This is a genomic window from Psychrobacter alimentarius (assembly GCF_001606025.1).
Taxonomy (GTDB): domain Bacteria; phylum Pseudomonadota; class Gammaproteobacteria; order Pseudomonadales; family Moraxellaceae; genus Psychrobacter; species Psychrobacter alimentarius.
The window spans coordinates 137,762-164,229 of record NZ_CP014945.1 but is presented as its reverse complement, the minus strand read 5'-3'; the positions used below and the strand labels follow the sequence as shown (position 1 = coordinate 164,229).

At 41.4% G+C, this 26,468-nt stretch carries 19 protein-coding genes; 3 read left to right on the top strand and 16 right to left on the bottom strand.

All coding sequences use genetic code 11. From position 1 onward, the window contains the following. Positions 1 to 93 precede the first annotated feature (93 nt). From A3K91_RS00675 to sdhC, 12 genes are all read right to left on the bottom strand, one after another. The gene (locus tag A3K91_RS00675) at positions 94 to 1,122 is read right to left on the bottom strand and encodes a glycosyltransferase (protein WP_136139169.1); all 1,029 of its coding nucleotides are present in this window, start codon (positions 1,120 to 1,122) and stop codon (positions 94 to 96) included. Continuing rightward, on the bottom strand, positions 1,112 to 3,088 hold the full coding sequence (locus A3K91_RS00670) for a glycosyltransferase family protein (RefSeq protein ID WP_062843563.1): 1,977 nt from the start codon (positions 3,086 to 3,088) through the stop codon (positions 1,112 to 1,114). The genes A3K91_RS00675 and A3K91_RS00670 overlap by 11 nt, the downstream gene beginning before the upstream one ends. A gap of 118 nt (positions 3,089 to 3,206) precedes the next feature. Beyond that, positions 3,207 to 4,259, bottom strand: coding sequence for a UDP-glucose 4-epimerase GalE (gene galE, locus A3K91_RS00665; protein WP_062843562.1), 1,053 nt, complete (start codon positions 4,257 to 4,259; stop codon positions 3,207 to 3,209). 99 nt (positions 4,260 to 4,358) lie between these two features. Beyond that, positions 4,359 to 5,234, bottom strand: a complete 876-nt coding sequence (gene sucD / locus A3K91_RS00660) for a succinate--CoA ligase subunit alpha (protein WP_062843561.1) — start codon at positions 5,232 to 5,234, stop codon at positions 4,359 to 4,361. 151 nt (positions 5,235 to 5,385) lie between these two features. Further along, positions 5,386 to 6,552, bottom strand: coding sequence for an ADP-forming succinate--CoA ligase subunit beta (gene sucC, locus A3K91_RS00655; protein WP_062843560.1), 1,167 nt, complete (start codon positions 6,550 to 6,552; stop codon positions 5,386 to 5,388). A 157-nt stretch (positions 6,553 to 6,709) separates the two neighbouring features. Next, positions 6,710 to 8,164, bottom strand: a complete 1,455-nt coding sequence (gene lpdA, locus A3K91_RS00650) for a dihydrolipoyl dehydrogenase (RefSeq protein WP_062843559.1) — start codon at positions 8,162 to 8,164, stop codon at positions 6,710 to 6,712. A 264-nt stretch (positions 8,165 to 8,428) separates the two neighbouring features. Then, complete coding sequence (gene odhB / locus A3K91_RS00645) at positions 8,429 to 9,670, bottom strand: 2-oxoglutarate dehydrogenase complex dihydrolipoyllysine-residue succinyltransferase (RefSeq protein WP_062843558.1); 1,242 nt, start codon at positions 9,668 to 9,670, stop codon at positions 8,429 to 8,431. A 142-nt stretch (positions 9,671 to 9,812) separates the two neighbouring features. Next, complete coding sequence (locus A3K91_RS00640; protein ID WP_062843557.1) at positions 9,813 to 12,698, bottom strand: 2-oxoglutarate dehydrogenase E1 component; 2,886 nt, start codon at positions 12,696 to 12,698, stop codon at positions 9,813 to 9,815. A 987-nt stretch (positions 12,699 to 13,685) separates the two neighbouring features. Next, positions 13,686 to 14,396, bottom strand: a complete 711-nt coding sequence (locus A3K91_RS00635) for a succinate dehydrogenase iron-sulfur subunit (protein ID WP_062843556.1) — start codon at positions 14,394 to 14,396, stop codon at positions 13,686 to 13,688. Positions 14,397 to 14,606: 210 nt separating this feature from the next. Further along, on the bottom strand, positions 14,607 to 16,457 hold the full coding sequence (gene sdhA, locus A3K91_RS00630; RefSeq protein ID WP_062843555.1) for a succinate dehydrogenase flavoprotein subunit: 1,851 nt from the start codon (positions 16,455 to 16,457) through the stop codon (positions 14,607 to 14,609). A 358-nt stretch (positions 16,458 to 16,815) separates the two neighbouring features. Then, on the bottom strand, positions 16,816 to 17,220 hold the full coding sequence (gene sdhD, locus A3K91_RS00625) for a succinate dehydrogenase, hydrophobic membrane anchor protein (protein WP_095569553.1): 405 nt from the start codon (positions 17,218 to 17,220) through the stop codon (positions 16,816 to 16,818). A 2-nt stretch (positions 17,221 to 17,222) separates the two neighbouring features. Continuing rightward, positions 17,223 to 17,609 carry a succinate dehydrogenase, cytochrome b556 subunit gene (gene sdhC / locus A3K91_RS00620; protein WP_084387208.1) on the bottom strand — a complete coding sequence of 129 codons (387 nt, stop codon included), beginning with the start codon at positions 17,607 to 17,609 and terminating at the stop codon, positions 17,223 to 17,225. A gap of 1,023 nt (positions 17,610 to 18,632) precedes the next feature. Between sdhC and gltA the strand changes: the two genes are divergently transcribed. Further along, entirely contained in the window at positions 18,633 to 19,919 is a 1,287-nt protein-coding gene (gene gltA / locus A3K91_RS00615) for a citrate synthase (RefSeq protein ID WP_062843553.1), read from the top strand. A 117-nt stretch (positions 19,920 to 20,036) separates the two neighbouring features. Here the strand turns inward: gltA and A3K91_RS00610 are convergent, their stop codons facing one another. Both A3K91_RS00610 and A3K91_RS00605 read right to left on the bottom strand, forming a co-directional pair. Then, complete coding sequence (locus A3K91_RS00610; protein WP_062845783.1) at positions 20,037 to 20,996, bottom strand: hypothetical protein; 960 nt, start codon at positions 20,994 to 20,996, stop codon at positions 20,037 to 20,039. A 66-nt stretch (positions 20,997 to 21,062) separates the two neighbouring features. After that, on the bottom strand, positions 21,063 to 21,575 hold the full coding sequence (locus A3K91_RS00605) for a type IV secretion protein Rhs (RefSeq protein ID WP_228139879.1): 513 nt from the start codon (positions 21,573 to 21,575) through the stop codon (positions 21,063 to 21,065). Between the two features lie 494 nt (positions 21,576 to 22,069). Between A3K91_RS00605 and A3K91_RS00600 the strand changes: the two genes are divergently transcribed. Together A3K91_RS00600 and ribBA are read left to right on the top strand one after the other, a co-directional pair. After that, entirely contained in the window at positions 22,070 to 23,320 is a 1,251-nt protein-coding gene (locus tag A3K91_RS00600) for a replication-associated recombination protein A (RefSeq protein WP_062845782.1), read from the top strand. Positions 23,321 to 23,676: 356 nt separating this feature from the next. Beyond that, on the top strand, positions 23,677 to 24,789 hold the full coding sequence (ribBA, locus tag A3K91_RS00595) for a bifunctional 3,4-dihydroxy-2-butanone-4-phosphate synthase/GTP cyclohydrolase II (protein WP_062843551.1): 1,113 nt from the start codon (positions 23,677 to 23,679) through the stop codon (positions 24,787 to 24,789). Positions 24,790 to 24,904: 115 nt separating this feature from the next. On the opposite strand, the gene A3K91_RS00590 is transcribed toward ribBA, so the two are convergent. Together A3K91_RS00590 and A3K91_RS00585 are read right to left on the bottom strand one after the other, a co-directional pair. Next, positions 24,905 to 25,396, bottom strand: a complete 492-nt coding sequence (locus A3K91_RS00590) for an acyl-CoA thioesterase (protein WP_062843550.1) — start codon at positions 25,394 to 25,396, stop codon at positions 24,905 to 24,907. Positions 25,397 to 25,445: 49 nt separating this feature from the next. Next, positions 25,446 to 26,447, bottom strand: coding sequence for a hypothetical protein (locus tag A3K91_RS00585; RefSeq protein ID WP_062843549.1), 1,002 nt, complete (start codon positions 26,445 to 26,447; stop codon positions 25,446 to 25,448). Positions 26,448 to 26,468: the final 21 nt, after the last annotated feature.

The following is a 26,468-nucleotide window of genomic DNA, read 5'->3' as shown; positions in this document are numbered from 1 at the left end:
CCTATAGGATAATCAATTGATAAAAAATGATATAAAGCTATTCATAAAACTTTTTTAAACTATTGATTGTATTTAAGTTACCTAAGCTAAGAACTATATAATTAAATCGGAAAATTGTTTGCAAAGATAATCTCCCTGGCTTTCAGTTGAAAACATTTCATAGCGAAGCTTGAGTTGCTCTACTATTTTATTTCTAAAGAAATGATTTTCTAATATAAACTTAGCAATGAAATAAGCTTCTTCTTCTGAGTTATAGAATCCTAAATAATCTTTCCCTAACTGTTCTTCTCTAACTGCACTTCTATAAGATAAGATTGGAATACCAGCAGCAATTGCGTCTAAGACCTTCCCAGAACCAAGGTACTCAGTTTCAACACCTTCATTTGCAATCAGACATGTACAAGTTTGTATATAATTAGGTATACTTTCATAGGGAAGATACCCTAAGTAATTAACTTTGTTAGGAATTACAGTATTTTGATATTTTTTACCTGCCGCTATGATATTAATTTCATAACCATTACTAATCATTCTCTGTAAAGCCTTAATAGCCAAATTTGGAAATATTTGCATTGCCAAACTACCGAAGAAACCAAACGTTGGCTTCAGACCAAATGATATTCTATTTCTCATTAGGCTATTTGCATCAATTTTTTCCATGAAGTTAGAATCAATAGTTTGACGTATATTTATAATTTTTTTTGGAACAATTATCTTTTCACTGTTTCCATACCAATCCCCGACTAGTTCTCTGTAGTAAGCAGAGTCATTATAGTTTAGTATAGCCTGCTTCCAACTTTCTGTCGTGGTTATAACTGCATCTACATGATGATATAGCCAACTACTATAAGGTATACCCATAGCAACTTTAGGTCTTGGACAATTATAAAGAATTCTGTTATTTGCTCTAATGTAGTAAAGATCGTAATTATCTTCAGGAATTTGAATTGGAAGATCTTTGATTCCATAATCTCTTGCATGAGGGTTAAATAATTGCCCGTTATAGTAAACTTCAAAATGCTTACTGAGTGCAGTATAAAATCTTATTTCATTAATTTTGTCCCCACCAGTAGTATTTAACGTTGTGTTATTACCTAATAAGGTAAATATTTTAGGCTTCATAAACTTTTCCCATAAATTCGTAAATGTTTTTAGATATTTTTTTAGGATCATGCATTGATTGCATTTTCTGACTTAGCTCTAGTCTCTCTGCACTATAATAATGATGTAAATTTTTAGTACTTATTAAATCTGATCCTTCTATATCTTCAAATATATAATCTTTAAGGAATGGGTATAATTTACTCACACCTCCAAACTTTTTGACCATTGCCCAATCTATGATTAAGGGAATAGATCCTGAAGATACACCTTCTACTAAAGCTTCATGTGTACCTTCCCTATCACTTACCGATAGTATAAAGCCGATACCTTTTAACCATTGGGGAATATTTTGATAACCATCAAATATAATTACTTCTTGCAAGTTGTTATGTAAAATATAAGGTTCACATACATTCTTCCAATATCCATAATCCAGTGAGTCAGTTACAAAATGATCTCCTGCTAACCTTAACTTCCACCTATTATCTTCTGTATGTAGCTTTTGGAATATTTCTAATGCTCTAATAAGACCTTTATTAATTTTGTTAAAACCAGCAAGACCTAAAGTAAAAGCAGATTCTTTATCTTTTTCTGTTGTGATAGATGAGTAATCTTTGACGTTAGGAAATACTTCAATATGATTGTTCATTTCACGATCATAATGGATAGAAGATGCATTTTTTAGAAAAATATCTTTAATATGAGGGGCAACAAAGATAAAACCATCGACTCCACCTAAATTTATAAATAAATGCCAAAAAGTGAATACTTCGTAACTATGTATTCTAACAATTATCTTTGTATTTGGAGGTGCAAACTTAGATAAAAATACGGCTGTCTCATTGCCCCATTCGCAAAATACAATATCAGCATTTTCTAGCTTTTCAAAAAATACTGGGTCTATTTCTTTAAGATAGTTTCTATTTACTGTATGCTCTTCCAATGTAGTAGATAGAGGAGAATATAAAACCTTAGCATAAATATTTTTATCTTGTCTCTTCATTATTTTAGAAAAAGAAGAATAATCATAAACATCAATATCAGTGTGTAAGGACTCAATTTCTGAAATCAATGTGGTCAGAAAATTCCAGTTAGCATCTGTAACAAAAAGTACTTTCTTATTGGATCTAAATTCTTTTATATCTGTACTTTTTTTAGAAGTTTTCCTTAATTCATGATCAATGCTTAAAGCTTCTTTCCAAGTATCGGTATAATAACTATGAATAAATTCGGAGTGATTTTCAAAAAACCTAGTAGCTACTTTATTATCTAATAACGGATGCGCGACAAGGCTGTCATTTCTTTGAAAAAGTTTATTGATGAATAATTTATTATTATTTCCTATTACATAATTTATAGAAGGAGTAGTTTTATAAAACAATGTATACTTAAAATAGCTATCCCTTGATTGACCTAAGTTCATAGCTAAAGTATAAGCTTGAGACAGTCTCAAACGTAAATAATTTATATCACTGTGTTTTACAGCCTCTTCTAAATAGGTAATAATATTTATCAAATATCTCTTATCTTCTTTCGTACATTTACTTAGCCACACATCCAAAAACTCATCTGTTACCTCTATATTCTCACTGTTCAGTATAGAAGATATTTGATAAAAATTCATTTGCTCTTCTTGAAGTCTATTAAATACTTTATTTGATTTAATCATTTCTGGAATTTTGAACAAGTTACTTACTGAGTTGCTATCGACAATATCTAGCTTATTGTCTAGTAAGTTAATACCAGTATCATATTTTTTTAATAGAGTCCCTAGTTCTCTGTTTATATCCGTATTCTGATAGCCTTTTTCTTCAATTTGTTTAGCCAGAAGACTGACACTTTTTCTCCCCCAATTAGTCTTTATCGCCCTACCTATAGCAACATTATATTTAACTTGAGTTGGAAACCATTTAGGATTCTTTATTAATATATAATCTGCAAGTCTGGCAGATCTACTTCCAGCGTAGATAAAGATGTTTTCCACAAAAATCTCTCTTTAGTTAGTTATTTAGTTAGTTATTTCAAAAGTCAAATAACTCAAGCCTTTAATGATAGAATACAATAAAAGCTATGTTTTATTTAGTAAGCTTTTCAAATTTAGCTTAAATATCTTTAACTCTATAACCATTCGGGTTATTACTTTGCCAATTCCATGTATCCTGACACATTTCAGTGATAGATAGCTTAGCCTCCCATCCTAATAAAACTTTCGCTTTATAGGCACTAGCGCAACAGCTAGCAACATCGCCTGCACGGCGACCTACAAATTGATATGGAATAGCTTGTCCTGTAACTTGAATAAAAGCGTTGACAAGCTCTAAGACCGAGGTTCCTCTTCCAGTACCTAAGTTAATAGGTAAAAAACCTACTGAACGATTTTTATTTAAACTGGTTTGTTGTTCTAAGTGATTTAGTGCTGCTACATGACCTTGTGCTAGATCGCTAACATGAATAAAATCACGTACACCTGTTCCATCTACGGTAGAATAGTCGTTACCGAAAATATTGAGTTTATCAAGTTTGCCGACTGCTACCTGAGAAATATATGGCATCAAGTTATTCGGAATATCGTTAGGGTCTTCACCAATTTTCCCTGATGGGTGCGCACCTACTGGATTAAAATATCTTAAAGAAATAAGATTCCAGTTATCATCTGATATGGCTAAATCTTCTAATATATATTCAACTGCAAGCTTACTTTGTCCGTAAGGATTAGTACAAGAACGTGGTGAACTCTCATCGATAGGTAGCTTTTCAGGATCGCCATAAACGGTGGCAGAGGAAGAGAATACTATATTTTTAACATCATACTCCGCCATAACTTCTAGCAGATTGATAGTACCGCTAATGTTATTATTATAATATAGCAAGGGTTTGGAGACTGATTCTCCAACCGATTTTAGACCAGCAAAATGAATGACGCCAAAGAAATAATTGGAGGAAAATACTTGTCTCAGCATCTCAGTATCGCGGATATCGCCTTTGATAAACTCAATCGGCTTTCCAGTTAGGATAGAGACACGGTTGATCGCTTCACAACTACTATTTGACAAGTTGTCGTACACTACAATATCGTAACCTGCTTCATGCAAGGCAATACAAGTATGAGAGCCTATATACCCAGCACCACCGGTGACTAATATTTTATTCTTCATAATATTACTTTCACCACAAAAAAAGACACCCCATTGTAGGGGTGTCTTTATTTCTTTTCAATGCCATTTTAGTAGTTAGACTGTAGATTTTTGCCTACATTACCAGCCAGTAACTTCTTTCAACTTTTCACCAAGCTTAGACGGGTCGCGCGTGTATGCGATACCAGCATCTTCAAAGGCTTTGAATTTTTCTTCAGCAGTACCTTGACCACCAGAGATAATAGCGCCAGCATGACCCATACGCTTACCTTCAGGAGCAGTAACACCAGCGATGTAACCAACAACTGGCTTAGTGACATGGTCTTTGATGTAAGCGGCTGCTTCTTCTTCAGCAGTACCACCGATTTCACCGATTAGGATAATCGCTTCAGTTTGTGGATCAGCTTCGAACAATTTCAATGCATCAATCTGGTTCATACCAGGGATAGGATCACCACCGATACCGATACAAGTTGACTGACCAAAACCAAGCTTAGTCGTTTGCGCGACGGCTTCATAAGTCAATGTACCAGAGCGTGAGATGATACCCACTTTACCTGGCTGATGGATGTGACCTGGCATGATACCAATTTTGCACTGACCTGGCGTGATAACACCTGGGCAGTTAGGACCAACAAGACGTACGTCGCCTGCTGCTTCAAGATAGCGCTTGGCTTTTAGCATATCAAGCGTTGGAACACCTTCAGTGATCACAACGATTAATTTAACACCTGCATCGATTGCTTCGATGATAGAGTCAAGTACGAATGGTGCTGGTACATAGATAACAGAAGCATCCGCTTGAGTGGCTTCCATCGCCTCACTCATCGTGTTGAATACTGGTAGGCCTAGGTGGGTTTGACCACCTTTACCAGGGGTTACACCGCCAACAACTTTCGTACCGTATTCGATGGCTTGCTCAGAATGGAACGTACCATTTTTACCAGTAAAACCTTGTACCAATACTTTGGTATCTTTATCGATTAATACACTCATTATGTTTTCCTTGTATTCGGTTGTCTTGTGATAACCACTTGCTGACTTGTCGACTGATCAATATTGATGGTCTGTTTTGTATCAACAAGCTGCTATCACGCTTTGACTACTATGCTTAAGCGTCTATCTCTAAACACTTAGGTTTAAAGACTTAGGCTTTAACAGCATCGACAATTTTTTGAGCAGCGTCAGATAGGCCTTGAGCAGAAATAAGCTTCAAACCAGACTCTTCTAAGATCTGTGCACCTTTCTCAGCGTTGTTACCTTCTAGACGAACAACGACTGGCACTTTTACGTCAACTTCTTTGATAGCAGCGATAATAGCTTCTGCAATCATGTCACAACGTACGATACCGCCAAAGATGTTGATAAGAACGCCTTCAACACTGCTGTCTTCTAGGATGATTTTGAACGCTTCAACAACGCGATCTTTGGTTGCACCGCCGCCAACGTCCAAGAAGTTAGCAGGCTTGCCGCCGTACAATTTGATGATGTCCATCGTCGCCATTGCAAGACCAGCGCCGTTGACCATACAACCGATGTTACCTTCCAGCGCAACGTAGTTTAGATCAAACTCAGCCGCTTTGAGCTCACGCTCATTTTCTTGCGTTTTGTCTTGTAGCGCTGCGATTTTTGGCAGACGATATAAAGCGTTTGAGTCAATACCGATTTTGCCATCAACACAAACGATTTCGCCATTTTCACGAACGGCCAATGGGTTGATTTCCATCAAAGCAAAGTCATTTTCAACAAATGCTTTATAAGCGCCAGTCATCAATTTAACGAACTGATTGATTTGCTTGCCTTCTAGGCCTAGCTTGAACGCAACATCACGTGCTTGGAAAGGCAATAGGCCAACTAATGGATCTACATTTACTTTGAAGATTTTTTCTGGCGTGTTGTGAGCCACTTCTTCAATATCCACACCACCTTCAGTAGATGCCATGAAAGTCACGCGACGAGTCGCACGATCAACCACTGCACCAAGATATAGTTCAGTTTGTACTGGATACATATCTTCTGCAACCAATACAAAGTTAACTGGCTGACCGTCAGCATCGGTTTGGAACGTTACTAGGTTGGTACCAATTAGTTCCTCAGCAACTTGCTTGGCTTCCTCACGAGTCTTAACCAGTTTCACACCACCCGCTTTACCACGACCACCTGCATGTACCTGTGCTTTGATAACCGCAATGTCAGTTGGTGTCTTATCAAAAGCAGCGGCAGCTTCGTCGCCGTTGTGGGCAATAATACCTTCTTGAATAGGCAGTCCGTAGCTCTTTAATAGCTCTTTTGCTTGATACTCATGTAGATTCATTGATTGTATCCTTTATTTTTTACAATTAATAAAAAGTGAAAACAAGTGCGCCCTACATAACTGTTAGACGTCCGTCTGACGCACTCATGATCGTAGCAACCGCTATGCTAGCGATGCCACAATCAGGTTATAAGTCGGTACTTATGAAAATAACTACTTATTTCTTACGCTTTTTACGCTGAATGGCGTGAATAGCACGACCATCAGCAGACAGAGCAGCTTCATGCACTGCTTCTGAAATGGTTGGATGAGCAAACGTCATCAGCTGTAAATCTTCGATACTAGAGACAAACTCCATCGCGATCATGCCTTGATGGACGATATCGCCCGCGCCCGCAGAAATAGCATGCATCCCTAATAGACGATCTGTTTTGGCATCTGCGACGACTTTGATAGAGCCTTGAGCTTCGCTTTGCGCCAATGCACGGCCGTTAGCCGCTAAATTGAACGAGCCAGTTTTAACTTCATAGCCTGCTTCCTCAGCTTCTTGCTCAGTCAAACCAACCCATGCGATTTCTGGATGCGTATAGATAACGTTGATGATGGTATCATAGTTAACTTGCGCTTTTTCGCCATGGATACGCTCAACCGCCATCATGCCTTCTTCCATCGCTTTATGCGCAAGCATAGGGCCACGTACTAAGTCACCAATCGCATAAACGCCATCAAGGTTGGTTTTGCACTGATCATTGACATCAATCAAACCACGTTCAGTCAACGTGATACCGCTATCATCGCCGAGCAGTTTTTCGGCGTAGGCACGACGTCCAACACAAACGATAAGCTTATCGAAACTTTCTTCAGATGACTCACCTTTGCTTTCGCTAGTGACAACGACTTGGTCACCTTTGACTTCAGCATTGGTTACTTTGGTATCCACACGGATATCAAGGCCTTGCTTCGTCAGCATTTTACCCGCTTCTTTAGCAATATCTTTGTCAGCAGCGGCAAGGAAGCTTGGAAGCGCTTCATAAACGACTACTTCAGCGCCTAGACGACGCCATACTGAACCTAGCTCAAGACCGATAACACCAGCACCAATAACACCTAAACGCTTAGGAACTTCTGTGAAATCAAGAGCGCCAGTAGAATCAACAATGCGATCACCGTCAGTTTTTGCAACAGGGATATCGATAGGGACAGAACCTGCAGCAAGAATGACGTTTTTAGCAGTAATAGTAGTTTCAGAATCATCTTCTAACGCAGTAAATTTCACTTTTTTATCAGTGCCCGTGCCATCAACCAGTGTGCCCCAACCTTGTAACCAATCAACACCATTGCCTTTTAATAATGCAGCAACACCGCCTGTTAATTGCTTAACAATACCTTCTTTACGGGCAATCATTTGCTCGATATCAATGGCTACGTCGCCAGTAGTAATACCATGTTCTTGTAGATCATGTTTGGTCGCTTCATAACGATGCGAACTATCAAGCAAGGCTTTTGATGGGATACAACCCACATTCAGGCAAGTACCGCCAAGCGCAGGCTCACCTTTATAAACACGTTTTTCGATACAAGCAACGCTCATACCCAACTGGCCTGCACGGATAGCGGCTTCATAACCACCAGGACCGCCGCCGATGACGACTAGATCATAATTGTCTTTCATAGTACGTTCCTATTTTTCAATTCTAAGTTTATGTATTATTCAAACTGCGGGCTTTGTTATCAATGAATAAAAGCCTGACTCTCATCATAGTTAATACACTATGACAGCAGATTACGCTCTTACTCGCTGATAAGAAGTACTCAATAATAATGACCAGATTGCTTTAACATACCAATCGATACACAAATTATTGACCACCTTGCCCAACATCTATACTAAAGTTAAAAAGCTTGTATCAGCGTTTGCCAATACAAGCTTAGAAGCTTATAAGTCTAGTAGTAACATGGCTGGATCTTCAACCAACTCTTTGATCGTTACTAAGAACTGCACGGCTTCTTTACCATCAATCATACGATGGTCATAAGACAGCGCAAGATACATCATTGGTAAGATTTCAACTTTACCATCAACAGCCATAGGACGGTCATTGATAGCATGCATACCTAAGATAGCCGTTTGGGGTGGGTTCAAAATAGGCGTTGACATCAATGAGCCAAATACACCGCCGTTCGAGATCGTGAACGTACCACCAGTCATGTCGCTAATACCAAGCTTACCTTTTTGAGCAAGGCCACCAAGTTCACGGATACGGCTCTCTACATCTGCCATGCTCATGCGATCGGTATCACGTAATACTGGAACGACTAGACCGCGATCTGATGATACGGCAACACCGATATCATAAAAACCATGATAAACAATATCATCACCATCTAGTGAAGCGTTTACTGCTGGGAAGCGCTTGAGTGCTTCTGTCGCAGCTTTTACGAACAATGACATAAAGCCTAAACGTACGCCATGACGCTTCTCAAATTGATCTTTATACTTAGCACGCATATCCATCAGCGGCTTCATATTGACTTCGTTAAACGTCGTTAACATGGCTGTTTCTTGAGACGCTGCTAGCAAACGATTTGCAACTGTCTTACGAAGACGGGTCATTGGGACACGTTTTTCAGTACGCTCACCTGTTGACTCAGCAACTGGACGGCCACTGTCAGACTTAATGCTGCTGTCTGCTTTCAACGTTGGGTTTGCCATATCTGTTTTGGTAACACGGCCACCGCGACCACTACCTTCAACTTCTTTAGGATCTACGCCACTTTCTTTTGCCGCTTTACGAACTGCTGGGCTTTGATCTTTATGATCATCTTCGTTCTTTTTATCTGTTACTTGTACAGGCTCGCCACCATCGGCTGCTTGTTTTGCTTGTACTGGTGCTGCTGGTTGATCTGGATCTACAGCTGGAGCAGAATCTGCACTGGCGCTTGCACCCGCTTCAAATTCAGCAATAAGCTCGTCAGACAATACTGTATCATCTACTTGTTTAACGATTTTAGTAACAACGCCATTATCAGGCGCTACCACTTCTAATACGACTTTATCGGTTTCGATTTCGGCCAATAGATCATCACGATTTACTTGCTGACCTTCAGTAACATGCCATTCAACGATTGTGCCATCGGCAACCGATTCTGGAAAAACGGGGGCTTTGATATCAGCCATCGATATACTCCTTAGATTTGGATATTCATACTTATTATTAAGTCGTGATAAGCAGTCAGCACTATGCTGAATAAGATTACATTGTGCTGCCTGTTATCGCCTGATTCATTTATCTTGTATAGTCTTTCAATTATATAATCTGTTACTGAGATAACTCATCAACACTTATGCCAAGGCCACCAGCGATCAACGCTTGCTGCTGCTGAGCATGGATTTTTGGTGAGCCTGTCGCAGGTGCTGCACTAGGAGGACGTGCCACCGGCTCCATGACTTTCGCCTTGGTTGGGTGCGGTACGACAATACGGAACATATGCGGTGCTAGATAATACCAAGCGCCTTGGTTAAGCGGCTCTTCTTGCGTCCATACGATTTCTGCCAAGTTGCTATACTTTTCAATCTCAGCAATCAAACGCTTTTCTGGCAATGGATAAAGCTGCTCAATACGAACGATAGCAACATGCTCTAATCCTAGAGCGCGGCGTTGTTCGAGCAAATCGTAATATACTTTGCCACCACATAAGACCATACGAGTCACTTTATCTGCATTGTGATCGTCCATCTCTGGCAATACGGTTTCAAACTTACCATTAGCAAGCTCTTCTAAGTTCGACGTTGCCAACTTATGGCGTAACAAACTTTTCGGTGACATGACAATCAATGGTTTACGAATTGGACGTACAGCCTGACGACGTAGCGCATGGTAAATCTGTGCTGGCGTGGTTGGCGTAATTACTTGCATATTGTCTTCAGCACACAGCTGCAAGAAACGCTCTAAACGTGCAGATGAATGCTCAGGACCCTGACCTTCAAAGCCATGCGGCAATAGCATAGTTAGACCACAAACACGCTGCCACTTGGTTTCGCCACTCGCGATAAACTGATCAATCACTACCTGTGCGCCATTGACGAAATCGCCGAACTGCGCTTCCCAAACGATTAATGCGTTCGGTACTGTGGTGGCATAACCATATTCAAAAGCCAAGACGGCTTCTTCTGATAACAATGAGTTATAAGTAGCAAAACGGGCTTGCGTGTCACTCATATGAGCCAATGGCACATACATACTGCCATCATTTACATTATAAATTTCGCTATGACGATGTGAGAACGTACCACGGCCTACATCTTCGCCAGTAATACGGACCAATACATCATCATTGTCTACTAATGACGCATAAGCCAATGTCTCAGCTGCACCCCAGTTCAATGGCTCTTCACCCGTTTGCATGGCTAAGCGTTGCTCTACCATCTTCTGAACCTGGCGTTGTAGCTTATAGCCTTCTGGCATTTCAGCCATACGGCGTCCATAAGCTTTGAGCTTTTCAATATCAACACTGGTATCCCACTCGTCGACCAAATCATGACCCAAATAAGGCTTCCAATCGACAAATAGCGCTTCATTAGGCTCATTGACTAATGAGTTGGCAACATAGTCACCACGATCTAACGACTCACGGTAATCATCTTCATACTGTTTTTCTTCATCAGCACTCAAGATACCGTCTTCGATAAGTTTCTGTGCATAGATAGTACGTGCAGTCGGTAGCTTCTTAATCACAGCATACATCAGTGGCTGCGTGGCTGAAGGCTCATCTGCTTCGTTATGGCCGTTGCGGCGATAACAGAACAAGTCAATAATAATGTCTTTGTCAAATTCGCGACGATAGTCCAATGCCAATTGAGCGGCGAACACGACAGATTCAGGATCATCACTGTTTACATGTAAGATTGGCGCATGAACCATCTTCGCAACGTCAGTACAATACTCAGTTGAACGAGCATCTTCTTGACGGCTGGTAGTAAAACCAACTTGGTTGTTGATAACAATATGTACCGTACCGCCTGTGGTATAAGCACGGGTTTGTGACATTTGGAATGTTTCTTGAACCACGCCTTGACCAGCAAACGCTGCATCACCGTGAATAACGATTGGCAATACTGAGTTGCCATCGGTATGCTCCATTAAAGGCTCATCGTTACGACGAACTTGACGTGCGCGTACTGACCCTTGTAATACTGGGGCTACGATTTCAAGATGCGATGGGTTAAATGCCAACGCCAAATGTACTTCACCACCTGGGGTCATTACATTCGATGAAAAACCATTATGGTATTTAACGTCACCTGAGCCTTTTTCTGGCTGCACTTTACCATCAAATTCGTCAAACAAGTCGGCTGGGTTTTTACCTAAAATATTCACCAATAGGTTTAGGCGCCCACGGTGGGCCATACCAATAACCATCTCTTTGGTGCCATAATGACCCGCACGTTGGATGATTTCATTGATAGCAGGGATAAAGCTTTCGCCACCCTCTAAACCGAAACGCTTAACGCCCGTGTATTTACGCGCCAAATATTTTTCTAAACCTTCAGCCGCTGTTAGGCGCTCAAGAATAGACAAACGCTTTTCTTTATCAAACTTGATGTAACCCAAATTGGTTTCTAAATACTGTTCCATCCAGCGTTTTTCTTTGCTAGTGGTTACGTGCATATATTCGATACCGATGTAGCGACAGTATACGCGCTCCATGATCTCGATGATTTCACGTAATGTGGCTTCATCTTTGCCAATATTCAAATCATTGGTAGGGAATACAGTATCAAGATCCGCTTCTGAAAGGTTATGGTAAGCTAGGGTCAAATCTTCCACTTCTGCGCGTGGATGTAGATCTAATGGATCAAGCTTAGCACGGCGATGACCACGACGACGATAAGCAGAAATCAGCTGCTGAACACCCATTTGCTTTGGATCAGCGCAGTCAGAGGCATTATTGACGTTTGAATCGGTAGTTTGAGCACTACCTTTGTTGGCGGTTTGATTGCGGGCAAGCAATAAAAATTGATCTTTGATAGCGTTATGCGGTGCATCGTTTGGCGATCTGTATTGTTCAAAATACGTTTGCCAATCTTGATCTACGCTACTAGGATCATTGAGATATTGCTCATAAAGCGCTTCTACATAACTGGCGTTATCAGCAGCCAGTTCTGTATGGTCGAGACTCACTGCTTCTTTAGTTATACTATTCATAATAATCGTCTATTTTGATAGATAAATGAATGGAATCGTGCTTATTCTTGTGAAATCTGTCGTATATTGACCAGTTTGACACTGTGTCAGATACCATCTAATATCGTTCGATAAAATAGTACCGCACGATAAAATAGTATCATTCGATAAAAACTACTTATCGTCATAAAAATCTGAGGGCATTATTTACGATAACAAGATCTGCTAAATAGTAATAACCGTCATCATTTCAATACTGCTATTAAAAAATAATTATTTGTGAACGTGCAGTTTTCTTATCTAGCTCGTTCCACAACATTAATTTATATATACTCTTTTCAGACATAACCAATTTGTTAGTAACTGTATTAACAACAAAGTATGACTGAATATTCGGCAATTTTAGCCAACAAAAAATTCGCTAATGACGCGAATATTCTTTGACGTTTCTGAAATATTTATTATTATCGGGCAGACATACATTGCTGCATATCATAACATGCTTGGTATTTGAGCCATAGTTTGTTTGTTCAATACTAAACATTTAGGTAATGAATACCTAGTATCACTCTTTGTATATCACTCTTTGTATATCACTCTTTGTATATCACTCTTTGTATATCACTCTTTGTATATCACCGTGTATTGTCACGTTTTTATAGTCTATACAAACGAGACAATTCGTAATAGATATCATCATGCGTGTCTAAACAGACGACTAGCAAACTTATGCACTATTCTAACATTTAACTTACCCAATATCTCTTAGTGAATGCGTTTTTCTCACAGTAATTATATAGATTGCTCGCGTTTATATCATGTGTTCTTACATACGACCAACGTATTGTAAGTACAACCTTAACCTACCTACCTTAACGTTATTTTCATTTCTATAATCTATCTTAATGCCATATCTGGTTTTGGAATATACTCAATAAAAAACACCACCCAGTGATTGGATGGTGTTTTTTTTACTATAAATATAAAAAACGTCGTATCAACAAAGCATTAACCTGCTTGATCAATAAGCATACTGCGTAGATGACCAATCGCTTTAGTTGGATTCAAGCCTTTTGGACAAACCGATACGCAGTTCATGATACCGCGGCAACGGAATAGACTGAATGGATCGTCTAAACGCGCTAGACGCGCTTGGGTATCCGCATCACGACTGTCTGCCACAAAACGATAGGCATGCAATAGTGCTGATGGACCTAGGAACTTGTCAGGATTCCACCAGAATGATGGGCAGCTGGTTGAACAACAAGCACATAGGATACATTCGTATAGACCGTTTAATTTCTCACGCTGTTCAGGAGACTGTAGACGTTCCGTCGGTGGTGCTGGCTGGTCATTGATTAAGTACGGATGTACTTTTTCATATTGCTCATAGAACTGGTTCATATCTACCACAAGATCACGAACGACTGGTAGACCAGGCAATGGGCGAACGGTGACTTTTTCTGGCAGTGTGTTCATATTAATTAGACACGCAAGACCATTTTTACCATTGATGTTAACGCCATCAGAACCACAAATACCTTCACGGCAAGAGCGACGGAAGGTGATTGTTTCATCTTCCTTTTTTAGGCGTAATAACACGTCAAGCAACATACGATCTGAATCAAGTAATTCAATCGTATAGGTCTGCATGCGCGGTGCTGCGTCCACATCAGGATCGTAGCGATAGATTTCGATGGTGCGAGTACCTCGGCTCATAATGCTAAACTCCACACATAGGTGATGGCGGGCATACAAAGATTGCAACATAATGGCGCTAACTGTCGATCAGTACTCATAATCGATATGAGCACTGGTTAATAACAGGATAGTGCTGGCATGAGCATGTAGCTGGCGGTCACCTTTTAATAAATTAATAAAGGATAAAACGTTTATACGGTTCTAATACGTCGAAAGTGTGTTCTAGAATTAATAGACACGAACTTTTGGTTCGATATAGTCAACCGTTAATGGAACTTTGCGAACTGGCTTATAAATAACGCGATTGCCTTCAGAATACCATAAAGTATGCTTCATCCATTCATGGTCATTACGGCCATTTGGTGCATAATCATCATCTTCTGGACGATCATAATCAGATACGCTATGCGCACCGCGACTTTCATGACGCTTCGCGGCTGATATCATTGTGGCTTTTGCCACTTCATATAAGTTCGCAACTTCAAACGCTTCAATACGTGCTGTGTTGAATACTTGTGATTTATCACCCAAGTGAATTTTTTCAATCTTATCACCCAGTGCCAAAATCTTCTCAACCCCTTCATCCATCATAGCTTGTGTACGGAATACGCTTGCATGTGTTTGCATGATGGCACGAATTTCATCAGCAACGTCTTGTGCATTGTAGCCTTCAGTAGACTGTTGTAGCTTGTCTAGGCGACGCACTGTAAAGTCAAGAACGCGAGGGTCAAGTGGCTTATAGTTGTGATCCGCATGATGGAATTCATCAACAATGTGTTTACCAGCCGCACGACCAAATACTACTAAATCTAGCAGTGAGTTAGTACCCAAACGGTTGGCACCGTGAACACTCACGCAAGCGCATTCGCCGATAGCATAAAGACCTTTAACCACATTGCCTTTGGCATATAAGCCGTCTTCATCAGTGCCTGCTTCTAGATCTGGCATAATGACTTGACCATGAATGGTGGTCGGAATGCCGCCCATCATGTAGTGAATGGTTGGAATAACTGGAATTGGCTCTTTAGTGATATCGACGTTGGCAAAGTTTTTACCAATCTCAAATACTGACGGTAGACGCTTCATGATGGTTTCTACCCCTAAATGCGTCATATCCATCACGATATGATCGGCATTTGGACCACAACCACGGCCTTCTTTAATTTCTTGGTCCATAGAACGTGATACTAGATCACGCGGTGCCAAGTCTTTTACGGTTGGCGCATAACGCTCCATGAACGCTTCGCCATCTTTGTTACGCAAGATAGCGCCTTCACCGCGACAACCTTCGGTCAATAGTACGCCAGCACCGTGAACGCCAGTTGGATGGAACTGCCAGAATTCCATGTCTTGTAATGGAATACCGGCACGAACTGCCATGCCAATACCGTCACCAGTATTAATGTAAGCATTGGTAGACGCGGCAAAGATACGACCTGCACCGCCTGTCGCTAAGACAGTAATAGGTGACTGGAAGACCGCCACAGTACCTGTCTCTTGCTCGATTGCCACAACGCCGTTGATATTGCCCGCTTCGTCTTTGATCAGATCAAGTGCGATCCACTCAATGAAGAATTCAGTGCCTTGCTCTAGGTTTTTCTGATAGAGCGTATGTAGTAACGCGTGACCAGTACGGTCAGCTGCAGCACACGCACGTTGAACGGCTTTTTCACCATAGTTTGAGGTATGACCACCAAACGGACGCTGATAAATCGTACCATCTTCGTTACGGTCGAAAGGCATGCCCATGTGCTCAAGCTCATAAACCACTTTTGGCGCTTCACGGCACATATATTCGATAGCGTCTTGGTCACCCAACCAATCTGATCCCTTAACGGTATCATAGAAGTGAAAGTGCCAGTTGTCATTGCTCATGTTGCCCAAACTTGCACCAATACCACCCTGTGCTGCGACTGTATGCGAGCGAGTTGGGAATACTTTGGTCAGGACCGCAACCTTCATGCCTGCTTCCGCCAAGTGTAGCGAAGCACGCATACCTGAGCCGCCACCACCAACGATGACTGCATCATAGTTTAGAGTCTTGATATTACTAATGGTGTTATCTTGTCTAGTTGCCATTACGGTTTTCCTAATGCCTGTTAATGCTTAAAAGTAAATAAAAAGGCTATTTTGAACATCATGTAATTACCAAACTAATTATCTTCATACTTGGTCAATACATACCATTATTCAAGCGGATGTTACAAACAACCTTTGACCACTTAATTCGCATATCTATCGTTATATTAGGCTATGTTTGTTTATCCCATATCGACTTAGCTTTTTATTTTCTAAGTCCTTGGTCAAACCAGCATCAGCCCAATGCTATGACTATTTTTGGCTAATAACGAATGACTTTTTGATGTGCTAGTAGCAAATAATCTTGCGACAGACATTCGTTATGATGTATAGATATTAAAAGGTAATAACGGAGCAATCACACTGCAACAGCGCTAAAGCCTGTACCCCAAAAAATCATGATGCCCCAAAATAGAAACACTAAGATGGCGATAATCATTAAAGTCTGTAATACCAAACGTAGTTTCGGTGCGCTTTCGCCCATTTTGCCAGACGTAATGTAATCGGTGAATACCGTCCACATGCCAACCCAAGCGTGACCAGCTAAAGCCAGTACAGCCACCAAGCTAAATAAGCGCATAGGAAGGCTTGTCATAAATGACGACCATTCAATGAAAGTGACATTACCATGAGTCAAAAAGAATCCTAGTAATACCACACTATAAACAGCCAAAACGACAGCACTAATACGTTGTACTATCCAATCACGAGAACCTGATCCTGTCAGACCAGTCGCACTTTTGATTCCTGAGTTATTTTTTATCATTAGAACATCACCCATACAAATGACGCGACAATTAGAATCGCTGAAATCACAAAACTGACCATCGCAGCAGTACGGCCAGATTTTAGCTCTTCAGTCTTGCCCATATCAGCAATTAAATGCTTGATACCCATCACAAAGTGATAAGCAATTGAGGCCACAAAAATCCATGCGATAAAGCGTACAAGTACGTTATCAAATACGGTCTCAAAACTCTCAGGCGACGCCAAAGAATTCTGTAGTAACCACAGCATGACAGGAATCAGTAAAAATAAAATAATACCAGAGATACGATGCAAAATTGAGGCGATTGCAATCGGTGAGCGATTAACACTAATCACTTGGCTTAAAGGCAGATCAATAGGTCGGTTGCTTTTCACAGCGGGCATCCTTTTTGCGGTTATACTCCTGTATATGCTATCCATGCTTAACATAAATGGTATTAAACACTGAGCAACACACGAGACGAATAAAGTAAGGAAGAGCTAGCTGACTTCGTTTAGTTTATGCTAAATATGAAGAGACGATCATTTGGTATAAGGCATTGATAAACGGTTTAAAATCGCTCGTCAAACTGACAGATTTATAAAACAACCCATCTAATATAGGACAATGGAAATAAACACACGTGAGATCGATTAACTAGTCTATTTTTACTGTTTATATCGATAAAAATAACGCTGCTCTGTTACTTGTACCAATACAAACCTTGTGCTAAGCAGTTAAAATAAGTACTTAAAAATAGAACAGTTAACAAGAACGCTTGAACCGCAAATGGCGATTCTTGTCTATCAAGACATCATTGAGTCGTAACCAAGTATCAATAGAGAAGACTCTAAACGATATTATATCATGACCACTTATCAATTCGCACAAAGCTAGTGCCAGTTAAATTCCTCTAATTATAAAATGACTGAGCAATAATTACAAATTTATCCCCTAAATAGTCAAAGAAGAACATTGGGTTAACAAATAAACAGGGATTAGTAATACCAAATATAGAGAATTGCCTCATTTTATCAAAACTGGGTTTCAATTTAACTGACCTGCTATTCATACCCCGTCTGTTTTTGACTCGTAAAATTATTGAGAATTACTTATTTTGTCGTTGAGAAAGTCTAAAAACTGCCATAATAATAGGGTCTTAGTTACTGTCCCAAAAAAGAAGTTTTTAAGCAAAATAACTAAGCAGACATATTTTGATACAAAAATTACAGTGAATAAACACGTCTACACCGCGCCAATTAGGGGTACTGTTGGTAAAAGTCTTTTCAAATCATAAAGAATTGCTGCTAATATACCTTGCGTATCAAATGAGCTAAGTTCAAATTACTTGTTTGACTAATGACGACGCGAGGGTATGCGTCCGAGATAATTTTATTCTAACAAGCTAAAAAAATGGAGATTAAATTATGGCTGATAATCAAGCCACATTGACTGTAGATGGTAAGGATTACCAACTTCCTATTATTGAAGGTACTTTAGGCCCGTCGGTAATTGAGGTTGCTGCCTTCCAAAAAGCTGGCTACTGGACTTATGATCCAGGTTTTATGGCGACAGCGCCTGTCGAATCAAAAATTACCTTCATTGATGGTGGTAAAGGCGAGCTATTACATCGTGGCTACCCTATCGATCAGCTAGCAAACAATGCAGAATATCTAGAAGTGGCTTATGCGTTGATCCATGGTGATCTTCCTAACAGTGAGCAAAAAGCCGATTTCTTCAAAAAAATCCGCGAACATACGGGTGTTCATGATCAACTGCGTAAGTTCTTTGAAGGCTTCCGCCGTGATGCACATCCAATGGCTATCATGGTTGGTGTTGTTGGTGCGTTATCAGCGTTCTATCATGAGCATTTAGACGTAAGCAACGAAGAGCATCGTGAAATCACTGCGATTCGTCTGATTGCAAAAATGCCAACGCTTGCTGCGATGAGTTATAAATACTCACGAGGCGAACCGTTCATGTATCCACGTAACGACTTCAACTATGCAGAAAACTTCTTGTACATGATGTTTGCAACGCCTGGTGATGTAGATTACAAACCTAATGATGTCATCACCCGCGCCATGGACAAGATCTTTACTTTGCATGCTGACCATGAGCAAAATGCGTCAACGTCTACTGTACGTTTGGCCGGCTCTACGGGTGCCAACCCTTACGCTTGTATTGCTGCTGGTATCGCAGCATTGTGGGGACCATCACATGGTGGCGCAAATGAAGCCGTTCTTGAAATGTTAGATGAAATCGGTTCAGTAGAAAACGTACCTGAATTCATGGAAAAAGTGAAAAGCCGTGAAGTGAAATTGATGGGCTTTGGTCACCGTGTTTACAAAAACTTTGACCCACGCGCACAAGTCATGAAAGAAACTTGTGACGAAGTCCTTGGTGCCCTTGGTATCAACGATCCTAAGCTTGAGCTTGCCATGGCACTTGAGAAGATCGCTTTGGAAGATCCGTTCTTCGTTGAGCGTAACCTATATCCAAACGTTGATTTTTACTCTGGCATCATCCTAAAAGCCATCGGTATCCCAACGTCAATGTTCACGGTTATCTTCTCACTAGCGCGTACCTCTGGTTGGATCAGCCATTGGTTAGAGATGCACAGCGCACCATTCAAAATCGGTCGCCCACGTCAGTTATACACGGGTGAAACGCGTCGCGATTTTGTGAAAGTTGAAGACCGTAAGCAAAAATAATTTTTATCGATAAAAAATCCCGCCAGTGTGCGGGATTTTTTTTGCTTTTATCATTTAAACGTCATAGATTTTATTTAAGGATAAACAGCATGGCCACCACTCTTTTAACTTGATCGATTATTGAAATTGTCTCAAGGTCTGCTCATATTTAGCGATTTGCTCATCATATCCTTGAATCGTATCATTAAATTTGTTCATGAGCGTTTCAAACTCTTTTTGTTGATCCACTTTCATTTGCTGCATATCTACGATTTGCTGAGCTTGTATTTGCTCCCAAACTTGATGCTGAATAATGAGTCGTGCCAGCGCAGGGCTTTTTGCGCTAACGCGCCCAGCAATTTCAGCATGCTCAAACAATTGCGGCACCAAAGTTGCTACATCAATCAACGTGTCTATTTCTTCCGCCGTCAATGGCGTGGTCACTGGCTGATAAAGCGCGTCCATCACTTGCTGATAGCGGTCAATGATTTGATCTTCGGTTAGCATGGTGGGTTTGCGCGGTTCAAGACTGATGCGTTTTAAGACAGTTAAATCACGCTCACCGACTTCTGTACTGGTATTAATATCTTCTTCAGTAGCCAATCCCGTTTCGCTGTCTATGGCAGTATTTGGCGCCACACTAGGTTCAATATTATTGTCTGTATTCGCATTTATTTTTGCATCATTAGCAGCGCCATTGCTGGCAGCAGCAGGGTCCGTCAACAAAGAATTTTCACTGTCGGAAGTATCCGCCGCTTGCAATGATTCATACTCTGCTTGCAGGCGACGCTGTAAGTTTTGCGCTTGTACAACATATATTGGTTGGAATTGCTCTATGCGTGCGGCTGCCGAATCGCTCTTTTTCATAGGCTTGCTGTCTTCAGCAGCGGTTTTTTCAGTAGGCTGAGTATTTTCTGGCACAGGCTGTGTGTCAGATTGCTGACATCCCGTTAAGAACAGTGCGCCCGCCAATGCCGCCATGAGTAAAGTGGGTGATTGCCATGAAGAAGCATTCGCTTGCTGATCGTTATAAACCATACCTGCATCAGCCTTCTGGCTTTCATCAATTGCAGACATTGCTGGCAAAAATTTAAACATGAGCATCTTTTTCCTTATGAAGGCAAATATTAAAAACTAACATTGTCATCGTTATTGCTGCTTAAGCTACGTGGTTTTATTCATTGACTGAACCGCTAAAAAGGGAATACAAGCTTCTAAATCTCGACAGTCCTGTCCACGCTGACGGCGAGTAAAATAATCCTGTACCATACGTGCTTGCTGCTCGATACCATATTTAAAAAATGACTTACCTGTGACCAGTACATAATCATAACGTCGATTGATAACAGCACCCCGTACCACCTTTAAACCGCGCTGTAATTGCCACACATGAGTCAACTCATGTATCAGCCAACTCTGTTTGCTGAGGGAAGCAAGGCTAAAATCTTCGATCCAATCGGCAGGATGAAAGTAAATATTGCCATTAGGACTGACCGCATAGTGTCTTAGAACCCACCAAGCCGTCTTTAGCTGAACCGCATCTAGGCAAATACTGTCACCAAACACCGAGCGCGCCAGTGCTATTTCGCCAGCCGTTAGCAAGCGCGTGTGCTGCCTCCTGATCTTGATAGGTAAATGGCGATCCGATAAGCGCTTAAGCATTGGTTGAAGCCTCATTGACGTCGTACCTTGTTTATTATAGGTATTTACTTTTTTATATGCATTTACAGTTAATAGTTTCAGTAAGAGGGTGAATTAATTAAAGTTATGCGTATCGATATATCTTTAATAAGGGTAAAAATAGGAAAAATAAAGCGTTGGGGACATAAGCTGTACATTTGATTGACTTTTCTTAACGTAAATATGCGTTAGCCTATTCCTATTGTCGATCCACTATAAAATAAATACAGTGCGACTGGGAGACATTTATAACCGTAGCACGTTGTAATCTCCGTATTCTTTTTATTCAGGATTGACCATATATAATAGCAATCAATTTATACGTCTAAGTTAGCGCATTTTTACGATTCGTGTCCAAAACTATTACTGTCGCATCGTTGTATGCCATTTATCGCTTACACACTGACCTTATAATTTTTATATATTTTATCACCTTCATAGAGAGTTCTATATTGTCTAATTTTCATGCTGACACTCCCCTTGCCCAGCGTATGCGCCCAACTAGTCTTGACGCCATTATCGGTCAAGAGCATCTATTGGCAGACGGTGCGCCGCTGCGACGTTTGGTAGAACAGGGTCATTTACCCTCCATTATTTTGCATGGTGAAGCGGGCATTGGTAAAACCACCATTGCCATGCTATTGGCAGATGCAGTTGGTAGACCATTTCATGCGTTGTCTGCTTTAAATACGGGCGTCAAACAGTTGCGTGAAGTATTGGAGACCAAAGACTCACTCAGCTTTGAGTCACCTGTGGTTTTCATTGATGAGATTCACCGTTTTAATAAGGCCCAGCAAGATGCGCTATTGGGCGCGGTAGAATCAGGCGATATAACCTTGATAGGTGCCACCACAGAAAACCCTTCTTTTAGTGTCAATAATGCGCTGTTGTCACGCTGCCAAGTCTATCGTTTAGAACCACTGACACCTGAGCAAATCACCGCCGTATTACAGCGAGCACTATCGGAAGACAACATACTCCAAAAAATGAGCATTGACCTGCAAGCCCAAGAGACCATCAGTCAATTGGCACATGGTGATGCAAGAAAAGCCTTGAACGTATTGGAGCTTGCTATCCAAACGGCGGACACCAGCCAAACCCCATTTGTGATTAATGATGAACTGGTCAGCCGCGTCGCACAAACTGCCTTAGTGCGTTATGACAAAGATGGTGAGCAGCACTACGATATCGTTTCGGCCATGATAAAGTCTGTACGCGGCTCTGATCCTGATGCGGCATTATATTGGATGGCTCGGATGTTGGTAGGCGGTGAGCCTGCCGATTTTATTGCACGGCGTCTGGTGATTTTGGCCAGTGAAGACATTGGTAATGCCAATCCCAATGCCTTGCTTCTCGCCGATGCTGCCTTGCGCAGCGTGCAATCCATCGGTATGCCAGAGGCGCGTATTATTTTGGGACAAGTGGTGGTTTATCTTGCCACCAGCGCCAAAAGTAATAGCACTTATAAGGCCATTAATGCCGCGATGGCTTTGGCAGAAAAAGATGCCTCACCCGTTCCCTTACCTCTGCGTAATGGTGTAACGAAGTTGATGCGCAATCAAGGATACGGTCAAGGCTATATCTACCCTCACGATTATCCCAACCATTATTATCCCCAAAGCTACTTGCCTGAAAATTTAGTGGGCACCCGCTTTTATGAGTTTGGGGACAATCAACGAGAGCAACACAGCAAACAATTTATGGATTGGCTAAAAAACCAAGCCGCCAGCAATGATACCTAAATGGAAAGGGCTGCTCATGGTCAATAAATGAAAGCTGCTACAGTCAACATAGTCATTTAATAACAGTCAATCAATAACAAGCGCCATGATCATTGATAAAACTGATGGCTATTTTTTAGAGTCTAGTCAATATAGTTCAGAGATGACGCAGCACGCTAGGATAAAAAACGTTAAAATGTCCCCATAGTGGTAGAGACAAGTAATGATTGATGTATATCGAGAGTTACTTGCGCGAACCACAACGTATTTTGCTTAACCATAACAGTGCTTTTTGCCATCTGCTGCTACAATAGGCAGATAGCTTTTTATATTCCAAATCACACTGATTTATAAATAATAAAATATTGAGATTTACTATGAGTTTACATACGATTCCTGAGATTATCGAAGACATTCGTGCTGGTAAAATGGTCATCTTGATGGATGACGAAGACCGCGAGAATGAAGGCGATATCATCATGGCAGCGACCCATGTGCGTCCTGACGACATTAATTTTATGATTACCCATGCTCGTGGCTTGGTCTGTCTGACCTTATCGCAAGCCCGCTGTCAACAATTGGCGTTGCCACTGATGTCTGATCGCAACGAAGCCAAATTTAGTACCAACTTTACGGTGTCTATTGAAGCGGCTGAAGGGGTCACGACTGGCATCTCTGCCGCTGATCGCGCGCGCACCATTCAAGCGGCCGTTTCTTCTTCAGCAAAACCAGAAGACATCGTGCAGCCTGGACATATTTTTCCGATCATGGCACAAAATGGCGGCGTCCTTCATCGCGCTGGTCACACTGAAGCTGGGTGTGATTTGGCACGATTGGCAGGTCTTGAGCCAGCCGCCGTGATTGTAGAAATCATCAATGCTGATGGTACGATGGCGCGCCGTGATGATCTTGAGATATTTGCAAAAGAGCATGACATCAAGATAGGAACGATTGCTGACCTTATTAACTACCGTATCGCCAATGAGCAAACGGTAGAAGAAGTTGAAACCTATCCTTTTGAAACCGAATATGGCACCTTTACGTTGCATCGTTTCCGCGAGTTTGGCGCTGATGAAACGCATTTGGCATTAGTCAAAGGAGATGTGAGCGAAGGCGTCAGCACGGTACGTGTACATGGTTTCCATCCATTGCGTGATTTGTTCGCTGCCAAAAATGACACCACTGGTCGCGGTGGTTGGAGTGTACAATCAGCGCTACAAGAAATCAGTGCATCAGATCGTGGGGTTTTGGTTTGGGTCGGTAGTCATCAGCCCGTTGATTTGGGAGAGGCACTAGACAATGCTTCAAGCAACCAGCCGTCATCGACCATTACCAAGCAGCCGTATCGTAGCATTGGGGTGGGCGCACAGATATTACGCCATCTTGGGGTTCGTGACATGCGTCTATTGTCATCGCCCATGAAGTTTTATGCCTTATCAGGCTTTGAGCTAAATGTGGTGGATTTTGTTCATTCACCAAACCAAGATTGATCGATTCTGCATAGTTAAGTGAAGAGCAAACAGAAAAAAGGCACGCCCATCAAAGTTGGCGTGCCTTTTTTTATTCAATACGTTTATTTTTTGACTGATCAAAGTTTCTCTTACTTCAAGTCTTAGGTATGTGACCAACCTTTTCCTCTAATGCAAACAACCGTTCACGCTCTGCTTCTGTCCAAGGCAGTTTGTCTTTACCATTACTCTCTAAACGTACTATAACTGCTTCGGCTGTCGCAACGATGGCTTTTTGTGCGGTGCTATAATAGCTGTACTCCATCACGATACTGGTAGTGCCCAAACGCTGGCAACGCACCCCCAGCAATAAAGTGTCTGGATAGGTGACCGGGCGCAAGTATTGGCAACTTGATTGCGCTAGTACTGTGACCATACTACCGTCAAACATCCCTAACGCTTGCAAATAGCCAATCCGTGCAGATTCAGCATAACGATAGTAGACCACATTATTTAAGTGGTTAAAGGCGTCCATCTCACCCCAATGTATAGGCTGTTGATGCATGATGGGATAATGTGCCAACTCTTTAGGATAATCGCCATCTAAAATGTCAGAAGTGAGATTTGCGGTTTGTTCAAAACGATCCATAGTGTCCTGTCTCTTATTTTTCATCAATATAGCGCTAGCGCATTGGCGATCAACGTTGCGGCTTTTCTAAAATCTGGGTGGTCAATAATGGGGTTGTTTTTGGCGCATTGGCAATCAACTGATCCAAACCATCTATCACTTCTGGAATATCCGTAGGAGACGATTTGGTTTGTAAACGACCTTCGTCAGATACTTCGGTCTCAACGTCCAAATCAGAATTTTTTGAATCCCCATTGGTAGTGGTTTTTTTGGCTTTTGACGCCGGTGCTGACATTTGTGGCACGGTGCTTCGCGACAGCAAATCTTGCGACACTAAGGCTTGTAGTTGATTGCGCGCTTGCCTCAAATAGACAATCAACTGCTCTCGTTCGCGCATGTTGCTCGCCTGAATCGCCAAGTTCAAGGTCATAATCACCTCGTGAATCACTAGTTGCTGGCGCGTTAGGCTCATTTTATTGTCAGCACTTCGACTCAGCGCATTGGCGGTCATGGTCCGCTCATAATCATGCAAAAAATCTTGCATATTTTGGATAGCAAGGTTTTGTAGTTGCCAAGGGCTGGGCTGAGCACTTTTGGCTTGCAAGCGCTCAATGTCTTTTATCAAGCTTTGCTTGATGACAACGGTGAGAGCTGGCGCAATCTCATTATTGCTTTGAGAAAGCTGCCAATGTAGACCTCGCAACAACTCTATCGCTGCACTGCCATTATTGTCCACCAGCAATCTATCCGCCGCTTTGGTTTGAATACGCAATAAATCCAACTGGTTCTGAGCTTGGCTACTGGCCACCGTACTTGGCTCTGGCAATGTTTGCTGACTCATTGCAAATATTCGATCATCCATCTCATTGAGACGTCCAACGACGTGTTCATTGCTTTGCAAGCGCTCATTGATGTTTTTCTGAAAACGCTGTTGGCTAATATATAGCGCCAATAATGCAGCAATCAGTAATAAAATGACCACCCACTGCAATCTCAGCAAAAACATAGTCGCTTGCCGGCGCTGTTGTACAGCAGAAGGTTCCTTAGATAACGATTCAGAATTCATGGGCATAAGGCAGTACCGTTATGGATA